At 63.7% G+C, this 21,436-nt stretch carries 10 protein-coding genes and 4 rRNA genes; 3 read left to right on the top strand and 11 right to left on the bottom strand.

The window, feature by feature from the left end:
- Positions 1-15: 15 nt before the first annotated feature.
- From AC6JAC_RS01425 to AC6JAC_RS01415, 3 genes are all read left to right on the top strand, one after another.
- The gene (locus AC6JAC_RS01425; protein ID WP_231511226.1) at positions 16-480 is read left to right on the top strand and encodes a GNAT family N-acetyltransferase; all 465 of its coding nucleotides are present in this window, start codon (positions 16-18) and stop codon (positions 478-480) included.
- Positions 481-489: 9 nt separating this feature from the next.
- Positions 490-2,208: a helicase HerA-like domain-containing protein gene (locus AC6JAC_RS01420; RefSeq protein WP_497963152.1), complete on the top strand. Its 1,719-nt coding sequence runs from the start codon at positions 490-492 to the stop codon at positions 2,206-2,208.
- A 143-nt stretch (positions 2,209-2,351) separates the two neighbouring features.
- Positions 2,352-3,344: a hypothetical protein gene (locus AC6JAC_RS01415; RefSeq protein WP_028271006.1), complete on the top strand. Its 993-nt coding sequence runs from the start codon at positions 2,352-2,354 to the stop codon at positions 3,342-3,344.
- A 159-nt stretch (positions 3,345-3,503) separates the two neighbouring features.
- Here AC6JAC_RS01415 and AC6JAC_RS01410 read toward each other — a convergent pair whose 3' ends face one another.
- The 11 genes from AC6JAC_RS01410 to rrf (AC6JAC_RS01360) form a co-directional block, all read right to left on the bottom strand.
- Positions 3,504-4,169: an endonuclease domain-containing protein gene (locus AC6JAC_RS01410; RefSeq protein ID WP_497963150.1), complete on the bottom strand. Its 666-nt coding sequence runs from the start codon at positions 4,167-4,169 to the stop codon at positions 3,504-3,506.
- 388 nt (positions 4,170-4,557) lie between these two features.
- Complete coding sequence (locus tag AC6JAC_RS01405) at positions 4,558-6,591, bottom strand: NHL domain-containing thioredoxin family protein (protein ID WP_028271008.1); 2,034 nt, start codon at positions 6,589-6,591, stop codon at positions 4,558-4,560.
- Entirely contained in the window at positions 6,591-8,780 is a 2,190-nt protein-coding gene (locus tag AC6JAC_RS01400) for a bifunctional copper resistance protein CopD/cytochrome c oxidase assembly protein (RefSeq protein ID WP_497963148.1), read from the bottom strand. Before AC6JAC_RS01400 ends, AC6JAC_RS01405 begins: the two co-directional genes overlap by 1 nt.
- 122 nt (positions 8,781-8,902) lie before the next feature.
- Positions 8,903-9,187, bottom strand: a complete 285-nt coding sequence (locus tag AC6JAC_RS01395) for an HU family DNA-binding protein (protein ID WP_028271010.1) — start codon at positions 9,185-9,187, stop codon at positions 8,903-8,905.
- Positions 9,188-9,710: 523 nt separating this feature from the next.
- Positions 9,711-9,827: ribosomal RNA gene (gene rrf / locus AC6JAC_RS01390) — 5S ribosomal RNA — on the bottom strand.
- A gap of 230 nt (positions 9,828-10,057) precedes the next feature.
- Positions 10,058-13,183 (bottom strand): 23S ribosomal RNA (locus AC6JAC_RS01385).
- 527 nt (positions 13,184-13,710) lie between these two features.
- A 16S ribosomal RNA gene (locus AC6JAC_RS01380) occupies positions 13,711-15,236 on the bottom strand.
- Together the 16S, 23S and 5S rRNA genes form the textbook arrangement of a ribosomal RNA operon.
- Before the next feature lie 551 nt (positions 15,237-15,787).
- Positions 15,788-18,928, bottom strand: coding sequence for a glycoside hydrolase family 2 TIM barrel-domain containing protein (locus tag AC6JAC_RS01375; RefSeq protein ID WP_497963146.1), 3,141 nt, complete (start codon positions 18,926-18,928; stop codon positions 15,788-15,790).
- 200 nt (positions 18,929-19,128) lie between these two features.
- The gene (locus AC6JAC_RS01370; RefSeq protein WP_454699765.1) at positions 19,129-19,887 is read right to left on the bottom strand and encodes a glucose 1-dehydrogenase; all 759 of its coding nucleotides are present in this window, start codon (positions 19,885-19,887) and stop codon (positions 19,129-19,131) included.
- Between the two features lie 177 nt (positions 19,888-20,064).
- Positions 20,065-21,090 carry a LacI family DNA-binding transcriptional regulator gene (locus AC6JAC_RS01365; protein ID WP_497963144.1) on the bottom strand — a complete coding sequence of 342 codons (1,026 nt, stop codon included), beginning with the start codon at positions 21,088-21,090 and terminating at the stop codon, positions 20,065-20,067.
- A gap of 168 nt (positions 21,091-21,258) precedes the next feature.
- Positions 21,259-21,375, bottom strand: a 5S ribosomal RNA gene (gene rrf / locus AC6JAC_RS01360).
- Positions 21,376-21,436 lie beyond the last annotated feature (61 nt).

The following is a 21,436-nucleotide window of genomic DNA, read 5'->3' as shown; positions in this document are numbered from 1 at the left end:
GTGCTCAGCCTGCCCATGCACGACGCTCGGGTGCGGCCGCTGCTTGACGAGCTCGCCCAGGAATACGACTCACGCTACGGGAACCTGTTCGGCCGGGGAGCTGCGGCAGAAGAACTCAACCGCTACCCTGCCGAGGAATTCGTCGCTCCGGGGGGTGCCCTGCTGATCGTCCAGGAAAACGGCGAATCCGTGGCCGGCGGAGCGTTCCGGCGGCACGGGCCAGACACGGCGGAGTTCAAACGGATCTGGACCCACTCCGCCCACCGGCGCCGCGGCCTGGCCCGGTTCGTGCTGGCCGAGCTTGAAGCCCTCGCCGCCCGCCGCGGCTACAACCGGGTGTACCTGACCACCGGCCCGCGGCAGCCCGAGGCGAAGCACCTCTACCTCAACTCCGGCTACGAGCCGCTGTTCGACCTGGCAGCCGATCCCGAAACCATCAAGTTCCTGGCATTCAGCAAAGATCTGGAGCCGCGCGGCTAAGCTATCGGCATGGCCATCAAATCCACCGCAGATAAAGTCGCCACCATCCAGAAGGGCTACACCCTGGAGGGCGCCACCATCGAACTGGGAGCCGCGATTGTGGACGGCGAAGTCCACAAGGATGCCCCTGTCCGGCTGCCGCTCTCCATGATGAACCGGCACGGACTGGTGGCGGGCGCAACGGGCACCGGCAAGACCGTCACGCTCCACATGATGGCGGAGCAGCTCTCCAACGCCGGCGTACCCGTATTCCTCGCCGACATCAAGGGTGATCTCTCCGGCCTCGCAACCGCAGCGGCGGGCAGCGAGAAACTGAAGGCCCGCACGGACGGCATCGGCCAGGCCTGGGCGGGCAAGACTTTTCCGGTGGAGTTCCTGGCGCTCGGCGGCGACGGCAACGGCATCCCGGTCCGGGCCACCATCACGTCCTTCGGCCCCATCCTGCTTTCCCGCATTTTGGAACTCAACGACACGCAGGAATCCAGCCTGCAGCTCGTCTTCCACTTTGCGGACAAAAACAACCTGGAACTGATCGACCTGAAGGACCTCCGGGCGGTCATCCAGTTCCTCACCTCTGACGAAGGCAAGGACGAACTGGAGGCGCTGGGCGGCCTGTCCAAGGCGACCGCCGGCGTCATCCTCCGCGAACTGGTGACCCTGGAGGCCCAGGGCATGGAGGCGTTCTTTGGTGAACCCGAGTTCGACACGGCCGAGCTGCTGCGCACGGCGCCGGACGGCCGCGGCGTTGTCACCTGCCTGGAACTGCCCACGCTGCAGACCAAGCCGATGGTGTTTTCCACCTTCCTCATGTGGTTGCTCGCGGACCTTTTCGAGGACCTGCCCGAAGCCGGGGACCTGGACAAACCCAAGCTGGTCTTCTTCCTCGACGAAGCCCACCTGCTGTTCAACGACGCTTCCAAGGCGTTCCTGGAAGCCATCACCACCACCGTCCGGCTCATCCGCTCCAAGGGCGTGGGCATCTTCTTCGTCACCCAGACGCCGAAGGATGTTCCGGCTGATGTCCTGGGACAGCTGGCCAACCGCATCCAGCACGCGTTGAGGGCATTCACGCCGGAGGACGCCAAGGCCCTGAAAGCCACCGTGTCCACGTTCCCGGTGAGCGACTACGACCTCGAAGAAACGCTGACGTCGGCCGGCATTGGTGAAGCCGTCATCACGGTGATGAATGAGAAGGGCGCTCCTACCCCGGTGGCTTTGACCCGGCTGCGGGCCCCGGAATCGGTCATGGGCCCCAGCACCGAGGAGCTGGTCAAGAGCACCGTGGCCGGCTCCGCACTGCTCGCCAAATACGGCACCGCGGTTGACAACGTATCCGCCTACGAGAAGATCTCCGGAAAGAGCGCGGCGCCCACGGGCGCGGCAGCCCCCGGCCAGCCGCCCGCACCGGCCAGGGACGTCTTTGTTCCCGGCCCTGTTCCGGGAATGGACCAGGCAGCGGTCGACGCCGATGCCCGCCGCATCGAGGAGGAGATCCTCGGCCGCCCCAGCAGCAGGCCTGCCCCGGCACCGGAGCGGCCGCGCAGCAGCGAGCGCCAGGCACCACGGGCGCCGCAGGAACAAGGCGGCGGAATGATGGGCGACCTCGCCGGAGCCCTGGGCGGCGCACTCGGCGGCGGCCTCAAAAGCATGGCCCGTTCGCTCGGCACCCAGCTGGGCCGGGAGTTGCTGCGGGGCGTCTTCGGCACCTCCTCGAGGCGCCGGCGCTAGAACCTCCGCCGGGCGCCTGAAGGGCCGACCGCGGGAGCCAGCCAGCCGCCGTCGGACTGTCTGACAGCCGCTCTGTAGCGTCATGGAGGGCGGCCCCTGCACCTGCTTTCACGTGCCTTACCGGTAACGTAAGGTGCGTGCAGATGAGTCAAGCGTTGGTGAGGATCGCAGCCGGGTGGCTGCTGGGCCTGATGCTTGCCATCGCCGGAGCCGTTGTGGCGGTGAACCTGGTCAACGCCTCGGTGGCGAGTCCCGAGCAGCCGGTACGTGAATATTTGGATGCATTGCAGAAGGGCGAAGGCGAAAAAGCGCTGGGCCTCCTGCGTGCCTCCGTGCCGCAAAGCGACGCCGCCATGCTGGACGGAACCGCGCTGCAAACGGCCGCGTCCCGGGTGACGAACGTGAAGTTCGGCGAGACGCAGGACCGCACCGGGAACCAGGTCATGGTTCCGATGGAATACACCATTGACGGCAGCCGGCTCAGTACCGAGTTCCTGCTGGAGCGGACCGGCACCGAATGGCTTTTCTTCAACAAATGGGCGTTTGTGCCTGCCACATTGCCCGTCCTGGAAGTCACCGTGGTCAACTCCAACCAGGCCACCCTCAACGGCATTCCCGTGAACATGCCCAACGGCCGCAATACCTTCGCCGTGTTTTATCCCGGCGAGTACGAGGCCAGCCTCAACGGCGAATTCTTCTCGGCCCCGGCCAGCCGCGCCACAGTGTCCGGCCGCGATGTCCCGACGGCGCCGCTGAGCCTCCTGACGGAGGCCACCCCGGCGCTGAGGGATGCTGTGGCGGCCAAGGTCAAGGAATTCCTGGACACCTGCGCCGCGGGAGCCGTGAAGGAGCAGAAGCTGCAGCCGGACTGCCCGTTCTACCACGCCACTTTCAACCGGGTGACGCCGGGAACCATTGACTGGAGCATCAGCGAGTACCCCAAGGTGTCCATTGAGCCCTTCGGCGGACGCTGGGTGGTGGCCCCGCTGGACGGGAAGGCACGGTTGCGGGCGCAGCAGACCGACCTGTTCAGCGGCGCCGTGACCAACCTGGATGTGGAACACGACTTCAGCTTCACCACGCGACTGGACGTCGACGGCGACACCATCAGGGTCACCCCGCTCCTCAGCTACTAGGGCGCCGTCACCAGGTCGCCCGGCCGTCACGCAGTCCGGCCGTCACGCACCGTCACGCAGGGCAGACTTTTACCCCGCTGTGCCTCGTCCGGATGCGGATTCCTGCCGAACCTTGTTCCGTGGAGGCGTAAAAGCCTGCACTCAGTGACGCGCTGCCACTCAGGGCTGCAGACCCCGGCGCCCGGCCAGCACCGCGAGAACCTCGGCCAGCATCTGCTCCGGGCCGTGCACCACGTCCGCATAGTAGTAGCGGAGAACTGTGTAGCCTTCCACCACGGAGCGGTTGTTCCGGCGCTGGTCCTTCTTCACCTGTCTCCAGTCGCCGTGATGGCGCCCGTCAAGTTCGACTACCAGCCAGCCTTCCAGCAGCAGGTCCACGTACCCTACTCCGTCGATGTAGACCTGCGACTCCACCGTGATCCCTGCTTGGCGGAAGCACGTCCTGGCCAGGGTCTCCAACATCGACTCCGCACCGCGGTCCACCCACTGGAGGACGGCACGGGCCCGCCCGTTGCGGCGCCCCGGCAACTGCTGCCGCAGGAACTCCACAGCCATGTCGCCCCTGCCCACGGCGCATTCGACCATGATCAGCGACTCCCGGAACGGCAAGCACCGCAGGGCATGGATCAGCACGTCGGCGAGTGCTGCCACCGGCCTCGTGGAATTCGGGGGCTGGAGGAGTCCGCCGTGCTGCACCTCACGATCGAAGACTTCGCCACGACGGTGGTACACATGGGCGGGCCCGGAAGGTTCCAGCACCCATAGCCCGTAGGAGGGCGCGGCACTGATGCAGGTATGGAGCTGACGCCGCAGGATCAGAGCCACGTGGGCAGGATCTGCCGAAGGGAGCGCATACACGCCCCGAGCAGGCTGGTCGATATTCGCCCTGGAGGCTCGTCGCAACGCAGCGTCGTCCACCCCGAGCCTGGCGAGAGCAGGCCGCCTTGCCGCTCCCCCGCACGCAGCCAACGCCTCCATCACATCCATGCCGACATCCTGCACAGGGCGGGAACCGCTCGGCACCCTTCACTGCTTGTATGTGGAAAGTCGCAACGCACGCTGGCTAGTTGGGGCCGTGCGTCACGCCGTGCATCCTTTTGCAGCCTGGCCGCCTTGCGGGTCCTGGATTCGCGGCATCCAGAGGCCTCTTTAACGCCAAAAGGCTGCCGTCCGTGACGCCTCGTCACGAACGGCAGCCCTCAAGCAACCGGCCTCAGTCCATCCCGCGGAGGTCCAGGACCAGCTCAGTGTCGCCGTCCGCCTGCAGCACCACCGGGATGCCCCAGTCCTGCTGGTACAGGTGGCAGGCCGCGTGGTCGGGGATCTCGCCGTCGGCCGTTTCGGGGCCATCGCAAGCGGCAGCGCGGGCGGTGATGTGCAGGACGCCCTCCGGCACGTCGGAGGAGAGCTCCAGGGTCCGCTGCAGGCCCACTGATGTTCCGCCGCCGGACACCAGCAACTCGTGCGGGGTGGAGGAGATCTTCAGCTGCGTGGGATCGCCCCAGCGGTCGTCGAGCTTCTGTCCCGTGGGCGCCGTGAAGCGGACCGTCAGTCCCAGCGTCCCGGGCGCTACGGGGCTCTTGGGCCGGTGTGTCTGCACCGCGCCCTCGTCCACCTGCTGCGCTTCCTTGGGGATGGGCACGTAGATCAGCTGGTGCTTGTTGGCTTCCACCACCACCAGCAGCGGCTCGGAGCCGGCCGTGTGCGTGTGGTCCACAATCACGTCGGACGGCTCGGAAAGTCCCCGCGCCAGCGTGGACACGGTTCCGGTGGCGGGGTCGTAGCGGCGGACGGCGCCGTTGTAGGTGTCGGCGATGGCCACGGAACCGTCCGGCAGCACCGTGACGCCAAGGGGGTGCTGCAGCCTGGCGTCGGCGGCCGGCCCGTCACGGAAGCCAAAGTCAAACAGGCCCTTGCCCACGGCGGTCTCCACGGTGACCGTACCGGCGTCGTCAATCACCAGTTTGCGCAGGGCGGACGTCTCGGAGTCAGCCACCCAGATGTTGCCGTCGGCATCCTCGGCCAGGCCGGACGACTGGGCGAACCATGCTTCGTGGGCGGGGCCATCCTGAAGGCCTTCCAGCCCGTTTCCGGCCAGGATGGACACGGCACCTGAGAGGGGGTCGAAGCTGAAGATCTGGTGGACGCCGGCCATGGCGACCACCACGGCGTCGAGCTTGGCGGACCACACCACGTCCCACGGAGAGCTCAGCGCCACGTCCAGGGGATGATCGCTGAGGCGGCCGGTGAAGCCTGCGGCGTCCTCGTCCACCCGTGCCGGCCCAGTCTCCAGCAGGCGCTGGACGCCGCTGCCGGCGAGCGTGGTGACGGTTCCGTCCGCGAGGGACAGCCCGCGCAGGCGGTGGTTGACGGAGTCGGCAATTACGACGTCGTAACCGGTCTTCGCTGCCACGTCTTCCGGCAGCAGGACAAGGCCCTGCGGTTCGTTGAACTGTGCGGCGGGTTTGACGGAGTCGACGTCGGCGCCAGGGCCGTCCGCGTAGCCCTTCGTCCCGGAACCGTAGGTGCGCAGCACCGTGTGGAAGTCCGTGTCCAGTTCCACCAACCGGTGGTGGCCGGTGTCCGTAACGAGCCAGGAGCCGGAGTCGGGCGCGACGCCGCCGGACGTCCCGCCGTCGGACGTCCCGGCATCTGCAGTCCCGTTGGAGCGGGTGCCCCGGCCCGCCGGGAGGAAGAGGGCCTTGCCCGGGAACCGCAAGGTGCCCGACGTCGGCTCCGGAGCAACGTACGGGCCGTTGCCCCGGTGCAGGGTGCCCTTGGCCTCGTGCTGGGCGATGAGTTCCGGGATCAGTACGGACAGGCCGTCCGCGTGGCCTTCGCCGGACAGGTGCGCCACGATGTAGCCCTCGGGGTCGATGACCACCAGGGTGGGCCAGGCGCGTGCCGTGTAGGCCTTCCAGGTTTCCAGTTCGGGGTCGTCCAGGACGGGGTGGTGGATCTCGTAGCGCTCCACGGCGGCCGCGAGGGCGACGGGGTCGGCCTCGTGCTCGAACTTCGGGGAGTGCACGCCCACGGTCACCAGGACGTCGGAGTACTTCTCCTCGAGCGGGCGCAGCTCATCGAGCACGTGCAGGCAGTTGATGCAGCAGAAGGTCCAGAAGTCCAGGAGCACGATCTTGCCGCGCAGGGCTTCCAGGTCCAGGGATTTCCCGCCGGTGTTCAGCCAGTTACGGCCCACCAGTTCGGAGGCGCGGACCCGGAGGTGGGTGCGTACGGTTTCGCTCATCAGCGTCCTTCCAGCTTTGAGTTGCGTTCAGCCAGCTTGGTGTCGCGTTCAGCCAACTTGGCAAACATATTGTTGTAAGCAGTGAGATCGGCGTCGTTATTCCTGTCGGCCGCGCGGTCGGTCCGTTTGGACTCCCGTGCATCGGAACGGGACCACATGATGGCGACGCCGATGGCCACCAGGAGCGTGGGTACTTCGCCGATGCCCCAGGCCACTGCGCCGCCCATCTGCTGGTCCAGCAGCGCGGAGGGCCCCCATGCCCGGCCCAGGTTGCCGAAGTAGTCCGCGGCCAGCAGGTTGGTGCCGCCCATGATCGCGACGCCGAAGAAGGCGTGGAAGCCCATGGTGGCCAGCAGCAGCAACAGCCGCATCGGGTAGGGCGCGCGGCGGGGCAGCGGGTCCGTGCCGATCATGGTCAGCACGAAGATATAGCCGGTGAGGGCGAAGTGCAGGTTCATGAGTTCGTGGCCCACGTGGTCGCGCATGGCGTAGCCGAACGCATCCGAGTAGTAGAACAGCACGATGGAACCGGCAAAGTTGGCCGCGGCGAAGAGCGGGTGCGTCACCAGCTGGGAGAACTTGGAGTGCACAAACAGCAGCAGCCATTCGCGCAGGCCCCGCGAGCCGTCTCCGCGCGCGGGGAGGGCGCGCAGTGCGAGGGTCACGGGGGCGCCAAGCACCAGGAAGATCGGCGCCACCATGGTCAGCGCCATGTGGTCCACCATGTGGGCGGAGAACAACACCCGGCCGTAGACGGACGGCGGCCCGGAGGTGATGTAGGTGAGCACCACCAGCCCGATCACCCAGTTGATGCTCCGGAACCAGGACCATTTGTCGCCGCGGCGCAGGACCTTGGCGACGCCGAGGAAATACGAGACGAGGCCGAAGGCGGCGACGGCGATCCAGAGCCAGTCCAGCCGCCATTCGGTCAACCAGCGTTCCGGAGTCAGCTCTGGCGGCAGTTCGTAGCCGGAGAGGATGAACGCCGGCGAGGCGTCGGGAGCGAAGGTGGTGGGCTGAGGCGGGGCTGAACGGCCAAGGGCGACGGCGATGCCTGAGGTGGCACCCATGATCAGCAGTTCCGCGATCACCAGCTGCCACAGCACCCGGCGGGAGGAAAGGGCGCCGCCCTTGCGGTTCAGCTGCGGGATCACCCATTGGCGGTGCATGAGGCCGATGACGCCGAGCATCAGCGTGGCGACGGCCTTGGCGAGCACCATCTGCCCGTAGGCGGATCCGAAAAGGTCGTGCCAGGTGGTGATCCGGATGCTCGCATTGATGACGCCGGAGGCGAATACCAGGACAAAGGCGAATCCGGCCAGGGAGGAGAAACGGCGGAGCGTGGGCTCGGTGATGTCGGCTTTGCCGGCTGCTTTGGCACCGGCGTTGGCGGTGGCGCCCGCCTTGGCGCCCCCCTTGGCGCCAGCCAGGATGCCGGACAGGACAGCCAGCATGATGATGCCGCCAACCCACGCGGACACGCCCACAAGGTGCAGGGCCAGGGAGTTGATTGCGCCTTCATGGTCGCTGGAGCTTGAGGAGTGGCCGATGAGGGCGATGGGCACCATGCCCACCAGCGACAGCACTAGCGTGAGGGCCAGGCCCGTCAGGGACCTCACCCCGAACAGTGCCGTGGTCACCACTGCGGCAACGATGGTGACGGCGAGCCAGGCCCGCCCGGTTTCGATGTCCGTCATGAAGTAGACCAGCGCGCGGGTGAACTCCGCATCCCCGGAGAGGGACTGGCCGGCAACATCCGAATAGGTCAGCACCAGCACTGCAATCGCTGACAGCGTCCATGCGGCACCGGCAGCAGCGGCCACGGCCAAGGCACGGGAGAACGCCGGATGCTCGGGTGTCGCTGTGTCCTTGGACCGGGATCCGTTGGCGTTGCGGGGCAGGATGCCGACGGCGAAAATCAGGCCGCCGATCACCGTGGCCAGCGAGACGTTGTGGATGGCCTTGCTGATGGGCAGTCCCCAGCGGATCAGCGCTCCGGGATCGGACACCTCGCGTGCAGCTGCGGCTCCGGAGAACAGGAGTGCGGCCGCAAGTCCCAGGAAGAGTGCTGCAAGGCCGGCGAACTGCCATGCCCGCGAAATGCCCGCCACGCTGCCGGATGCCCCCGTCCTGCCCGGAGTGGGGGAAGGCTGCGGAACGGTGGGGCGGGATTTTGCTGCTGAGGGCACCTATCCATTGTCCGCTACGGGTGCCTGCGCCGCGAATCGGCCGGTTGCGCTAAACGGCAGTTAACGCAAAGGGAGCGGCAACCCTCAGGTTGCCGCTCCCTTTCAAGCGTTGGACGCCGGTGCTACTTCTTGGAGACAGCAGCCTTCAGCTTGGAGCCGGCGGTCAGCTTGACGCTGTGGCCAGCGGCGATCTGGATGGTCTCGCCGGTCTGCGGGTTGCGGCCGGTGCGAGCTGCACGGTCGGTGCGCTCAACTGCGAGCCAGCCCGGGATGGTGATCTTCTCGCCCGCGGCGACAGAGGTCTCGAATACCTCGAACAGTGCATCGAGCACGGAGTTGACGGCTGCCTGGCTGGTGCCGGCCTTGCCTGCTACCTCTGAAACAAGTTCACTACGGTTCTTAGCCATTGATGTCCTCCTGGACGGTCATGATTTCTGGAGCCTGAACGCGGCGTGCGCACAAGCCACTGTTCGAAAACTTACCAGCTTGCCGCGGTCAGGTCCGCAAATTCCGCGTGTTTCCGCCATTTTTTGAGGTAAATCACCGGTTTTGAGGCCTTTTGGCCCCGTATTTCGCCATCAGCGGACGGTCGCCGCAGCTCCCGCAGGGACGGGCCAGAACGCTCTCTCACCTTTCGTGCCCGCCCCGGCAACGCTCTCTCAGTTCCTGAGGGTTCCAACCTAACGCTCTCTCACCGGGGGGTTCGACGGCGGTGGCTGGGGTTGGGTGCCTGGCCGGCGTGGCCGGGCGGTGCGGGTGGTGGGAGAGGGTTCGTCAGAACGACGCGGGAAGTGGGAGAGGGTTCGTCTGAGGGGCCCGGGGAGTGGGAGTGGGTTGCTCTGGGGGTGCACGTTCCGGGAGTGGGTTGGTTGTGGTGGTTAAAGTGGGAGAGCCCCAACCGTGTGGTTGGGGCTCTCGACCTGAATGGTGTTCCGGCGGTGACCTACTCTCCCACACCCTCCCGGGTGCAGTACCATCGGCGCTGTGGGTCTTAGCTTCCGGGTTCGGAATGGGACCGGGCGTTTCCCCCACGCTATGACCGCCGTAACCCTTGCTCCGCACCGGCCGGCCCCGTGGGGGTGGTGGTGGGAAATCTGGTGGTTACAACTTTTCTGCGGTGTTAAGGCAGTTGTGGTGTTGTTATTTTGTTGTGTTTTGTTCCTGCAACGCAACGGGTTTGTTGGTTGGGAACCACATAGTGGACGCAAGCAGTCTTGTTTCTTTGTACCACCCCCTGGGTGCAAACCCCTTTTGAAGTTGGGTTTGCGGGGTGGTGTGTGGTGTAAGTTATCGGCCTATTAGTACCGGTCAGCTTCACGAGTCGTTAGTCCTCGCTTCCACATCCGGCCTATCAACCCAGTGGTCTGGCTGGGGGCCTCTCACACACAAGGTGTATGGAAATCTCATCTCGAAGCGAGCTTCCCGCTTAGATGCTTTCAGCGGTTATCCCATCCGAACGTAGCTAATCAGCGGTGCACTTGGCAGTACAACTGACACACCAGAGGTTCGTCCGTCCCGGTCCTCTCGTACTAAGGACAGCCCTTCTCAAATTTCCTGCGCGCGCAGCGGATAGGGACCGAACTGTCTCACGACGTTCTAAACCCAGCTCGCGTACCGCTTTAATGGGCGAACAGCCCAACCCTTGGGACCTACTCCAGCCCCAGGATGCGACGAGCCGACATCGAGGTGCCAAACCATGCCGTCGATATGGACTCTTGGGCAAGATCAGCCTGTTATCCCCGAGGTACCTTTTATCCGTTGAGCGACGGCCATTCCACAATGTACCGCCGGATCACTAGTCCCGACTTTCGTCCCTGCTCGAGATGTCTCTCTCACAGTCAAGCTCCCTTGTGCACTTACACTCGACACCTGATTGCCAACCAGGCTGAGGGAACCTTTGGGCGCCTCCGTTACTTTTTAGGAGGCAACCGCCCCAGTTAAACTACCCATCAGGCACTGTCCCTGACCCGGATTACGGGCCGAAGTTAGATGTCCAAAGTGACCAGAGTGGTATTTCAACGATGACTCCACCCGAACTGGCGTCCGGGCTTCAACGTCTCCCACCTATCCTACACAAGCCACTCCGAACACCAATACCAAACTATAGTAAAGGTCTCGGGGTCTTTCCGTCCTGCTGCGCGTAACGAGCATCTTTACTCGTACTGCAATTTCGCCGAGTTTATGGTTGAGACAGCGGGGAAGTCGTTACTCCATTCGTGCAGGTCGGAACTTACCCGACAAGGAATTTCGCTACCTTAGGATGGTTATAGTTACCACCGCCGTTTACTGGGGCTTAAATTCTCAGCTTCGCCTTGCGGCTAACCGGTCCTCTTAACCTTCCAGCACCGGGCAGGAGTCAGTCCGTATACATCGTCTTGCGACTTCGCACGGACCTGTGTTTTTAGTAAACAGTCGCTTCCCCCTGGTCTCTGCGGCCCCGATCCCCTCCCACCAGCGTGTGGTGTTCAAGGTTGGGGCCCCCCTTCTCCCGAAGTTACGGGGGCATTTTGCCGAGTTCCTTAACCATAATTCTCTCGATCGCCTTAGTATTCTCTACCTGATCACCTGTGTCGGTTTGGGGTACGGGCGGCTAAAACCTCGCGTCGATGCTTTTCTAGGCAGCATAGGATCACCGAATCCCCCCATACGGGGGTCCCGTCAGGTCTCAGGCATCATGAACGGCGGATTTGCCTACCGTTCGCCCTACATCCTTGGACCGGGACAACCATCGCCCGGCTCGGCTACCTTCCTGCGTCACACCTGTTAATACGCTTACCTCCCAGGATCAGGTCCCGCGCTCCACCAAAAACCGCACACCACAAGGGTGATTGGTCAGGCTTCGGGCAGTTAGTATCCCCTGTTCAGCATGGGCGGTTTTTCGCCGGTACGGGAATATCAACCCGTTGTCCATCGACTACGCCTGTCGGCCTCGCCTTAGGTCCCGACTTACCCAGGGCAGATTAGCTTGACCCTGGAACCCTTGATCATTCGGCGGACGGGTTTCTCACCCGTCTTTCGCTACTCATGCCTGCATTCTCACTCGTGTAGGCTCCACCGCTGGTTTACACCGCGACTTCACTGCCCACACGACGCTCCCCTACCCATCCACACTCCTGAACCACAAAGGCTTGGATAAAATGTGAATGCCACAACTTCGGCGGTGTACTTGAGCCCCGCTACATTGTCGGCGCGGAATCACTTGACCAGTGAGCTATTACGCACTCTTTTAAGGATGGCTGCTTCTAAGCCAACCTCCTGGTTGTCTTCGCAACTCCACATCCTTTCCCACTTAGCACACGCTTAGGGGCCTTAGTTGGTGGTCTGGGCTGTTTCCCTCTCGACTATGAAGCTTATCCCCCACAGTCTCACTGCTGCGCTCTCACTTACCGGCATTCGGAGTTTGGCTGACGTCAGTAACCTTGTAGGGCCCATTAGCCATCCAGTAGCTCTACCTCCGGTAAGAAACACGCAACGCTGCACCTAAATGCATTTCGGGGAGAACCAGCTATCACGAAGTTTGATTGGCCTTTCACCCCTACCCACAGCTCATCCCCTCCATTTTCAACTGAAGTGGGTTCGGTCCTCCACGACGTCTTACCGTCGCTTCAACCTGGCCATGGGTAGATCACTTCGCTTCGGGTCTAGATCACGCCACTGCAACGCCCTATTCAGACTCGCTTTCGCTACGGCTGCCCCACACGGGTTAACCTCGCGACGTAACACTAACTCGCAGGCTCATTCTTCAAAAGGCACGCCGTCACCAGAATCAGACTGGCTCCGACGGATTGTAAGCACACGGTTTCAGGTACTGTTTCACTCCCCTCCCGGGGTACTTTTCACCTTTCCCTCACGGTACTGGTCCGCTATCGGTCATTAGGGAGTATTTAGGCTTATCAGGTGGTCCTGACAGATTCGCACGGGATTTCTCGGGCCCCGTGCTACTTGGGATACTTCCCAGGCGGTACACAACATTACGGTTACGGGGCTCACACCCTCTCTGGCCGGCCTTTCAAGACCGTTCACCTATGCCTGCACATCACACCTCGCTGTCCCGGCAGAGACAGCACGGAAAGTCCCGCAACCCCGACCATGCAACGCCCGCCGGCTATCACACATGGAACGGTTTAGCCTGATCCGCGTTCGCTCGCCACTACTAACGGAATCACTATTGTTTTCTCTTCCTGCGGGTACTGAGATGTTTCACTTCCCCGCGTTCCCTCCACGCACCCTATGTGTTCAGATGCGGGTCACCAGGCAGCTCGCGCCCCTGGCGGGGTTTCCCCATTCGGACACCCTGGGATCACAGTCCGGTTATCGACTCCCCCAGGCTTATCGCAGATTCCTACGTCCTTCTTCGGCTCCTAATGCCAAGGCATCCACCGTGTGCTCTTAAAAACTTGACCACAAAAGATCAAAAAAACTAATTTTCGAGAGAACCACGAAAACCAACCACACCCAACAACCACACCCCCAAAGGAATGCCATCATCACGCGCAGCCAGATCCAGGTTCATATTCTTGGAAATTGCTTCTTATAAAAGATGCTCGCGTCCACTATGTAGTTCTCAAACAACAACCCCGTACCACACACCCCACACACACCCGCCCCAAAGGGACCAGGCAACCATGTGATCGATGCAGCCAGGAAACCAGAAACAAACAAGTACCGGAAGTTCCCTCCCGGTCCTGTTGTCTCAGGACCCAACAGTGTGCCAAACACTAAACCGCCGTCCCCTCACCCGCACCGTTCCAGGACACGCTCCGAAGAACAGGTCCGTACTGGGTGCCGGCAAAAAACCAGCGGCCGCTATTTGTTGATATTCCACCCGTGAGCACCCGCCGCAGAACAATCGTCTGCGCAACGGGCGTTACTCCTGACAAACCCGCCACACTCACATACATGAGGCACGGTGCTTGTAGGTGCTCCTTAGAAAGGAGGTGATCCAGCCGCACCTTCCGGTACGGCTACCTTGTTACGACTTAGTCCCAATCGCCAGTCCCACCTTCGACAGCTCCCTCCCACAAGGGGTTAGGCCACCGGCTTCGGGTGTTACCAACTTTCGTGACTTGACGGGCGGTGTGTACAAGGCCCGGGAACGTATTCACCGCAGCGTTGCTGATCTGCGATTACTAGCGACTCCGACTTCATGGGGTCGAGTTGCAGACCCCAATCCGAACTGAGACCGGCTTTTTGGGATTAGCTCCACCTCACAGTATCGCAACCCTTTGTACCGGCCATTGTAGCATGCGTGAAGCCCAAGACATAAGGGGCATGATGATTTGACGTCGTCCCCACCTTCCTCCGAGTTGACCCCGGCAGTCTCCCATGAGTCCCCGCCATTACGCGCTGGCAACATGGAACGAGGGTTGCGCTCGTTGCGGGACTTAACCCAACATCTCACGACACGAGCTGACGACAACCATGCACCACCTGTGAACCGGCCCCAAAGGGGAAGGACTGTTTCCAGCCCGGTCCGGCCCATGTCAAGCCTTGGTAAGGTTCTTCGCGTTGCATCGAATTAATCCGCATGCTCCGCCGCTTGTGCGGGCCCCCGTCAATTCCTTTGAGTTTTAGCCTTGCGGCCGTACTCCCCAGGCGGGGCACTTAATGCGTTAGCTACGGCGCGGAAAACGTGGAATGTCCCCCACACCTAGTGCCCAACGTTTACGGCATGGACTACCAGGGTATCTAATCCTGTTCGCTCCCCATGCTTTCGCTCCTCAGCGTCAGTTAATGCCCAGAGACCTGCCTTCGCCATCGGTGTTCCTCCTGATATCTGCGCATTTCACCGCTACACCAGGAATTCCAGTCTCCCCTACATCACTCTAGTCTGCCCGTACCCACCGCAGATCCGGAGTTGAGCCCCGGACTTTCACGGCAGACGCGACAAACCGCCTACGAGCTCTTTACGCCCAATAATTCCGGATAACGCTTGCGCCCTACGTATTACCGCGGCTGCTGGCACGTAGTTAGCCGGCGCTTCTTCTGCAGGTACCGTCACTTTCGCTTCTTCCCTACTGAAAGAGGTTTACAACCCGAAGGCCGTCATCCCTCACGCGGCGTCGCTGCATCAGGCTTTCGCCCATTGTGCAATATTCCCCACTGCTGCCTCCCGTAGGAGTCTGGGCCGTGTCTCAGTCCCAGTGTGGCCGGTCACCCTCTCAGGCCGGCTACCCGTCGTCGCCTTGGTGAGCCATTACCTCACCAACAAGCTGATAGGCCGCGAGTCCATCCAAAACCACAAAAAGCTTTCCACCCCCCACCATGCGATGAGGAGTCATATCCGGTATTAGACCCAGTTTCCCAGGCTTATCCCAGAGTTAAGGGCAGGTTACTCACGTGTTACTCACCCGTTCGCCACTAATCACCCCAGCAAGCTGGAGGTCATCGTTCGACTTGCATGTGTTAAGCACGCCGCCAGCGTTCATCCTGAGCCAGGATCAAACTCTCCGTTGAAGTAAAACAAAAACAGACACACCATGCGCCCCCGGGAAAACGGGATACACACAATGCACAAAATTTGAAACCAGCTGTAAAAACCAGACCATCCACGGGATGGACAATCCAGTCAATTCAACCAATTCAATACAAAAAATTGGTATCAACAAACTTGGCACACTATTGAGTTCTCAAACAACAGACACACCCGGCACCACCACAACCAGACCAACAGGCCATTCAGTCGCGGATCGCTCCGGAGCAACTTTCCAAACTTACCCGATCCCGGACCGCTATGCAAACCGGCGTTTCCGCCACCCACAAGCACCACAGGAAGGATCCCCGCCCGGTTTCCGCACGCCAGTAAAGACGCCGTTTTTCAGGCCATTCAGAAGGGGGTCGGTCGCTATCTTTCCGCATCAGCGGCGGCGACTCGAATTACTTTACACGCCCAGAGGACCCCGCACAAATCCACCCGCGAACGGTGGGACTGGGCCGGAAACCTGCGGAATTCCGCGGATTTCCGGCCGACCTTGCCCTCTTGGGATGCCCCACGGCACCGAAACGGCTTATGTGGACTGAGTCACAGCAAATACGAACGTAAAGTCAGCCTCCCGCGGCGTCAGCCGGTAGCCCTCCAATACGCCCGGGCCGCAGGCGGCGGTTCCGATCCCGTGCACGGCGTGGTCGAGGTACACGTAGCTGCGGCCGTCCGGAACAAGGTCCGGCCGGTGGTTTGCGGTATCCAGTACATCCAGGCTGTACGGGCGCACGGTGAGTGCGAAGGGCTCACCCGCTATGGTGAGCCGGCCGCCGTCGAGCTCCAACCCTGCCGCGTGCACACCGGAACGGGCGCCGGACTCCTGGGGCCGGACGTATTCGACGTCCATGTCGGCCGCCGGCATGCGATGCCAGCCAAGCCTGGTGCCCTGGCCCGTATCCGGGTAGCTCTGATGCGGCCCCTGGCCGAACCATTCCACGGACTCCGCCGCTGAGCCCAGCACGAGTTCCACGCCTATCCGGGCCCACGGCACTGGCCGGCCGGCGTTGACCCATGAACCGTCGGGCCGGACCGATGTCCGAAGGCTGATGGTGGACCCGTCACTGGTCCAGACGTATTCGGCGAGGACACCGAACTGCTTGCCCGCGGCAGCAACCCGTGTCCGCACCACCAGTTCTTCGCCGCCGTCTGCCGAGGGGCGGGAGGAGATGCCCACCAGCCGTGAATGCATCCGGTTGAGCCCCGCGTCCAGCCACTGTGTGGCCACAGGACGCGGATCCGGGCTGCCCCACTCCGCGCCGAGATCGTTGTCCGTGGGTGCACGCCACAGCAGCAGCCGGAACCCCTCGACCGCAGTCTCGCCCAGCCGGATGAGCGAACCCGACGTCCGTTCGAAGACAGCCGGTCCCAGGCGGAGGAAATCACCGTCCACGTCCACGCCGGCCGCGGCCGCCGGCGCAGGGGCCACCCGCACGTTGGCTGACGCCTGGCCCCAGGCAACTTCGTGGCCTGCCTCCGCCCACACTGCGTCGTTCGCGAGCACCGCGCTGACCGTCAGCACCGCCGGTGCCTGCGCCGCCAGCCCCGGCGCCTGTTCACCCGCCGCCGGCGCGTGCGCGGCACGTTCCAGCAGTCCGGCCGGCAGCTGGATATCGGCAGATTCGTGCGGCGCCACGGGCGCGACGTCAACACGACCGCCGTCGACCGTCACGCCGTCGGCCTCCACGGTGTAGCGGAACTCAAGCCCCGACGTGTCGGCGAAATCGAAGCGGTTGGTGATCGAGAACGCGGACCAGTCCCCGGCCACCTCAAGGGCCAGCGGCTCGATGACTTTCTTGAAATCCAGGAGGCCCGGGCGGGGGACGCGGTTGGCGTCCACGAGGCCGTCCGTGACGAAGTTGCCGTCGTGGACTTCCTCGCCGAAGTCGCCGCCGTACACGAAGTACTCCGTGCCGTCCGGGTCCGTGCGGGTGATGCCGTGCTCCAGCCATTCCCACACGAAGCCGCCCATGAGCCTGGGGTGGCGATGAAAGAGCTCCTGGTACTCGGACATGCCGCCCGGCCCGTTGCCCATGGCGTGGACGTACTCGCACAGGACAAAGGGCATTGCACGGCGCCGTGCGTCCAGCTCCGCATCGTCCAGGGGAGGTTCCACGCCCTGGCCGATCAGCGCCGTCTCAGCCTGGCTGGCGTACATCCGCGAGTAGACGTCCACGTACGCCGAGCTCCAGTCGCCCTCATAGTGGATGGGCCTGGACGGGTCGCGGAGTTTGGTCCAGCGGGACATCGCCGCCAGGTTCTCGCCCGTGCCTGCCTCATTGCCCAGGGACCACATGATCACCGAGGCGTGGTTCTTGTCCCGTTCCACAGTCCGGGACATCCGGTCGAGAAGGGCCGGCTGCCACTGCGGATCCGCGCTGGGGTTCTGCTTCCAGCCGCCCTCTTCGAAACCGTGCGTTTCAAGATCGCACTCAAGCACAACGTAGAAGCCGAGCCGGTCCGCCAGCGCCAGGAAATCCGGATGCGGCGGGTAATGCGACGTCCGGATGGCGTTGATATTGTGCTGCTTCATCAGCCGCAGCTCGCTCTCCATGACGTCCCTCGGGACCACGCGGCCCAGCTTGGGATGGTGCTCGTGGCGGTTGACGCCGCGGAGCAGGATCCGCTGGCCGTTCACTTTGAACTGCGCGTCCTCGATAACGATGCTCCGGAAGCCGATCTGCACCGCAACGGTCTCCCCCGGCCCGCCCGTGGTGGCTGTGCTGACGGTGGCGTCGTACAGCCGCGGCATTTCCGCCGACCACGGCGAAATCCCCGGGATCCGGTGTTCGTCCCCGGCGGGCAGTTCCAGCCCCAGTTCCGGAACGCGCACGACGGCGGCAATCGCCTTACCAGCCCGGCTCGCCTCAACGCGCAGGATGCCTTCGCCGGTGTGATGATCGAAGTCCGCGTGGACGAAGACGTCGTCGATTCCGTCCGCCGGCCGCGCCTGCAGCGTCACGTCGCGGAAGATGCCCGGCAGCCACCACATGTCCTGGTCCTCGACGTAGCTGGCCGCCGAGAACTGCGCCACTTGTACTGCCAGCACGTTCCTGCCCGGCACCAGGACGCCCGAGGCATCGAATTCGTGGGCAAGCCGGCTGCCGCGCGTGGTGCCCAGCAACGTGCCGTTCAGCCATACGGTCCCAGCGGACTCAATCCCGTCGAAACGGATCACCGCGGAGGGGAAGAACTCCGGACCTGCCTCAAACTCGCGGAAGAGGTCACCGACGGGGTTGGCGTCCGGAACGTCCGGCGGTTCCACGGCGAAGGGGAACTGAACGTTGGTGTACCAGGGCGTTCCGTGGCCGTGCATGGGCCAGCTCGAGGGCACGGGAAGGTCGCCGAAATCCGCACGGGCTTCGCCTGTCTGCCAGCTGTCCTGTGGCGCCTGCCGGATGCCGGCGTGAAGCCTGAACTTCCACACGCCGTTCAGCGTCAGGCGTGGCGCATCGCTCTCGAGGTAGGCCCGTGCCGGCTTTGTGCCCTGCGCGGGAGCCACCGACGCCAGATCAGCGGCCTGCTGGGCGGCAACGTCCAGGCGCCGTTCGGGGGCAGCAGCCGCCGGCTGTACCAGGGCGAGTCCGGCGCCGTTGTCGGCGCGGTCGGCAGCGTCGACGACGGAGCTTGCTGCGGAGGTTGGGCTGGCGGTTGTGGGCTCAACGGGCATAGCGGTCCTCGGTTTTGGGGTCGGTTCCAGTGCAGCGCGCGCGGCGCACGTGTGCGTCGTCGCAGTTTCGTGAACGTTCACGGTCCAATCGATCCTACGCCAACGGAGCGTGCTTGAAAAGGGGCCCGGAGCCCTCAGGCTCCGCCAAATTCCGGCCCCCCGCCCGCAGTGGCCCGCGGGTCTTTCCCTCTCGGATTCGGCTAGTCCGGCGAGCCGCCAGCAACCTCAGGCGACACAGTCCCGGCGGTATCACCGCCGTCGACCACGAACTCCGCGCCTGTAACAAAAGAGGATTCGTCCGAGGCCAGGTACACCACCAGATCGGCCACGTCCCGCGGCTGGCCGATCCGGTGCAGCGGCACGTGGTCCGTGTCGAACGTCATGCCGGCGGTCATGGGCGTCTCGATGACGCCGGGGTGCACCGAGTTCACGCGCGTTCCGGATCCTCCGAGGTCCAGGGCCGCGCTCTTCGTCAGTCCGCGGACACCCCATTTGGACGCGGTATACCCGGAGAGGCTTTCGTAGCCGCGGATGCCGGCGATCGACGAAATATTGATAATCGAGGCGGTTCCGCTCAACGCCAGGGACCGGGCCGCCGCCTTGATGCCGTTGAAGACGCCGGTCAGGTTGACGTCGATGATCCTGGCCCATTCTTCATGGGAATACTCATCAATCCGGCCAAAGTTCACAATGCCGGCGTTATTGACCAGCACGCTGAGACTGCCGAACTCGGTGACGGCGGCATCTACCGCCCGCTGCCAGTCCGTTGGGCTCGTCACGTCGAGGTGCACGAATCGGCAATCACCTCCCAGCCTCGCTGCCAGTTCGGCTCCCTCCTGGTCCAGGACATCACCGACGATCACCCTGGCGCCCTCTTCAAGCATCCGTTCAGCTATGGCTGCACCGATCCCGCGTGATCCGCCGCTGATGAGGCCCACTTTGCCATCCAGCCGTCCCATCCCTGCTCCTGTCCACGAGTTGGCCTCGAGCCGCCGAAATGCGGCGCGTCCGGCGGGGCTTCGGCAGACCGGGACGGCTGCGTTAGTCCCGTTTCAGCTTGACGGTTAGCCGCTCCGGCCGAAAGGGCACTTTGACTCATCTTGGCCAAGCGATCCGTGTGTAGCAGCAGAATGGCGTCAGGCAGATTCCCTGAGCACCAGCCGATGCTTCAAGGTCAGCCGCGATTCCTCGGATCCGGGCGTGATTGATCCGGACAGCAATCCATCAAGGAGTTCGACGGCGGCCCGGCCGACCTCTCGGAGGTCCAGTGCCAGGGTGCTGAGCTGGGGTGTGAGGAGTTCTCCGAGGGGGATTCCGTCCATGCCTATCACCGCACAGTCTTCCGGTACCCGAAGTCCGGCGTCGGCCGCCGCTTTCAGGACGCCGGCGGCCATCAGATCGTTGAAGACCAGGATCCCGTCGGTTTCCGGGCGGGCCCTGAGGAACGCTGCCGCGGCCACCTTTGCCGCCTCTGCTGTCTCTTCGGCGAAGATCGGGGACCAGGACATCCCGGCCTCGTCCAGTCGCCCCGCCACGGCCTTTCCGCGGGCGGTGCCGGGAATTTCCTGGCCGCCGGTGGGAGCGGAACCCGCCTCCAGATAGGCGATGTGCTGCCGTTTCGTGTGGATCAGTCGGTCCGCGGCCAGTTGTGCGGCGTGGTCGTACTCGAAGTTGATGCTGCCGGCTGCGCCGCCAGGAGCCTCATCCAGGACAATGAGGGGACGCCGGCCCAGGAAGGACTGCGCTTGGTCGGCGTAGCCGTCAAGGTAGCCAATGACGGCGTCCACCTGGGGTGCCAGGTGCTCGACGGCGTCCAGGCCGCTGCGGCCGCCGTGACCATAGTCGTCGACCACCACGTGCCAACCGCGGAGTGTGGCCAATTCCACGACGCTGGAGGCAAAAGCAGGGTAATACGGGTTGGTGAGATCTGGAATCGCCAGGCCAACTGATGTCCTGGCCCCCTGGACGAGGCCCTTGGCGAAGCGGCTCGGGGTGTAGCCCAGCTCCTGGGCCAACTCCTGTACCCGTAGACGGGTGGATTCCTTGATCCCCGGCATGCCGTTCATTGCCCGCGTGACGGTCTGGCGGGAAACACCGGCAGCCGCGGCGACGTCTAGGATTGTGGCCCGCTTGGCAGGGTACCCGGACGGTGTGTGGCTCATGAAGTGTAAGTCTAGAGGCGCAGCGGGCGAGGGTTCGTCCGAGGGGCCCGGGAAGTGGGAGTGGGTTGCCCCTGGGGGTGCACGTTCCGGGAGTGGGTTTGGGTGGGTTTTGGTGGTTAAAGTGGGAGAGCCCCAACCGTGTGGTTGGGGCTCTCGACCTGAATGGTGTTCCGGCGGTGACCTACTCTCCCACACCCTCCCGGGTGCAGTACCATCGGCGCTGTGGGTCTTAGCTTCCGGGTTCGGAATGGGACCGGGCGTTTCCCCCACGCTATGACCGCCGTAACCCTTGCTCCGCACCGGCCGGCCCCGCGGGGGTGGTGGTGGGAAATCTGGTGGTTACAAC

The sequence above is a fragment of the Arthrobacter sp. KUASC02 genome, assembly GCF_059739395.1.
Note: the sequence above shows the minus strand (reverse complement) of the source record. Positions and strands in the feature narration are given on the sequence as shown.

What these genes read in the sequence shown, in the direction of transcription:
- AC6JAC_RS01425 (WP_231511226.1), top strand. Translation starts at nt 16, where the DNA reads ATGCACGACGCTCGGGTGCGGCCGCTGCTTGACGAGCTCGCCCAGGAA.
- AC6JAC_RS01420 (WP_497963152.1), top strand. Translation starts at nt 490, where the DNA reads ATGGCCATCAAATCCACCGCAGATAAAGTCGCCACCATCCAGAAGGGC.
- AC6JAC_RS01415 (WP_028271006.1), top strand. Translation starts at nt 2,352, where the DNA reads ATGAGTCAAGCGTTGGTGAGGATCGCAGCCGGGTGGCTGCTGGGCCTG.
- AC6JAC_RS01405 (WP_028271008.1), bottom strand. Translation starts at nt 6,591, where the DNA reads ATGAGCGAAACCGTACGCACCCACCTCCGGGTCCGCGCCTCCGAACTG.
- AC6JAC_RS01395 (WP_028271010.1), bottom strand. Translation starts at nt 9,187, where the DNA reads ATGGCTAAGAACCGTAGTGAACTTGTTTCAGAGGTAGCAGGCAAGGCC.
- AC6JAC_RS01375 (WP_497963146.1), bottom strand. Translation starts at nt 18,928, where the DNA reads ATGCCCGTTGAGCCCACAACCGCCAGCCCAACCTCCGCAGCAAGCTCC.
- AC6JAC_RS01370 (WP_454699765.1), bottom strand. Translation starts at nt 19,887, where the DNA reads ATGGGACGGCTGGATGGCAAAGTGGGCCTCATCAGCGGCGGATCACGC.
- AC6JAC_RS01365 (WP_497963144.1), bottom strand. Translation starts at nt 21,090, where the DNA reads ATGAGCCACACACCGTCCGGGTACCCTGCCAAGCGGGCCACAATCCTA.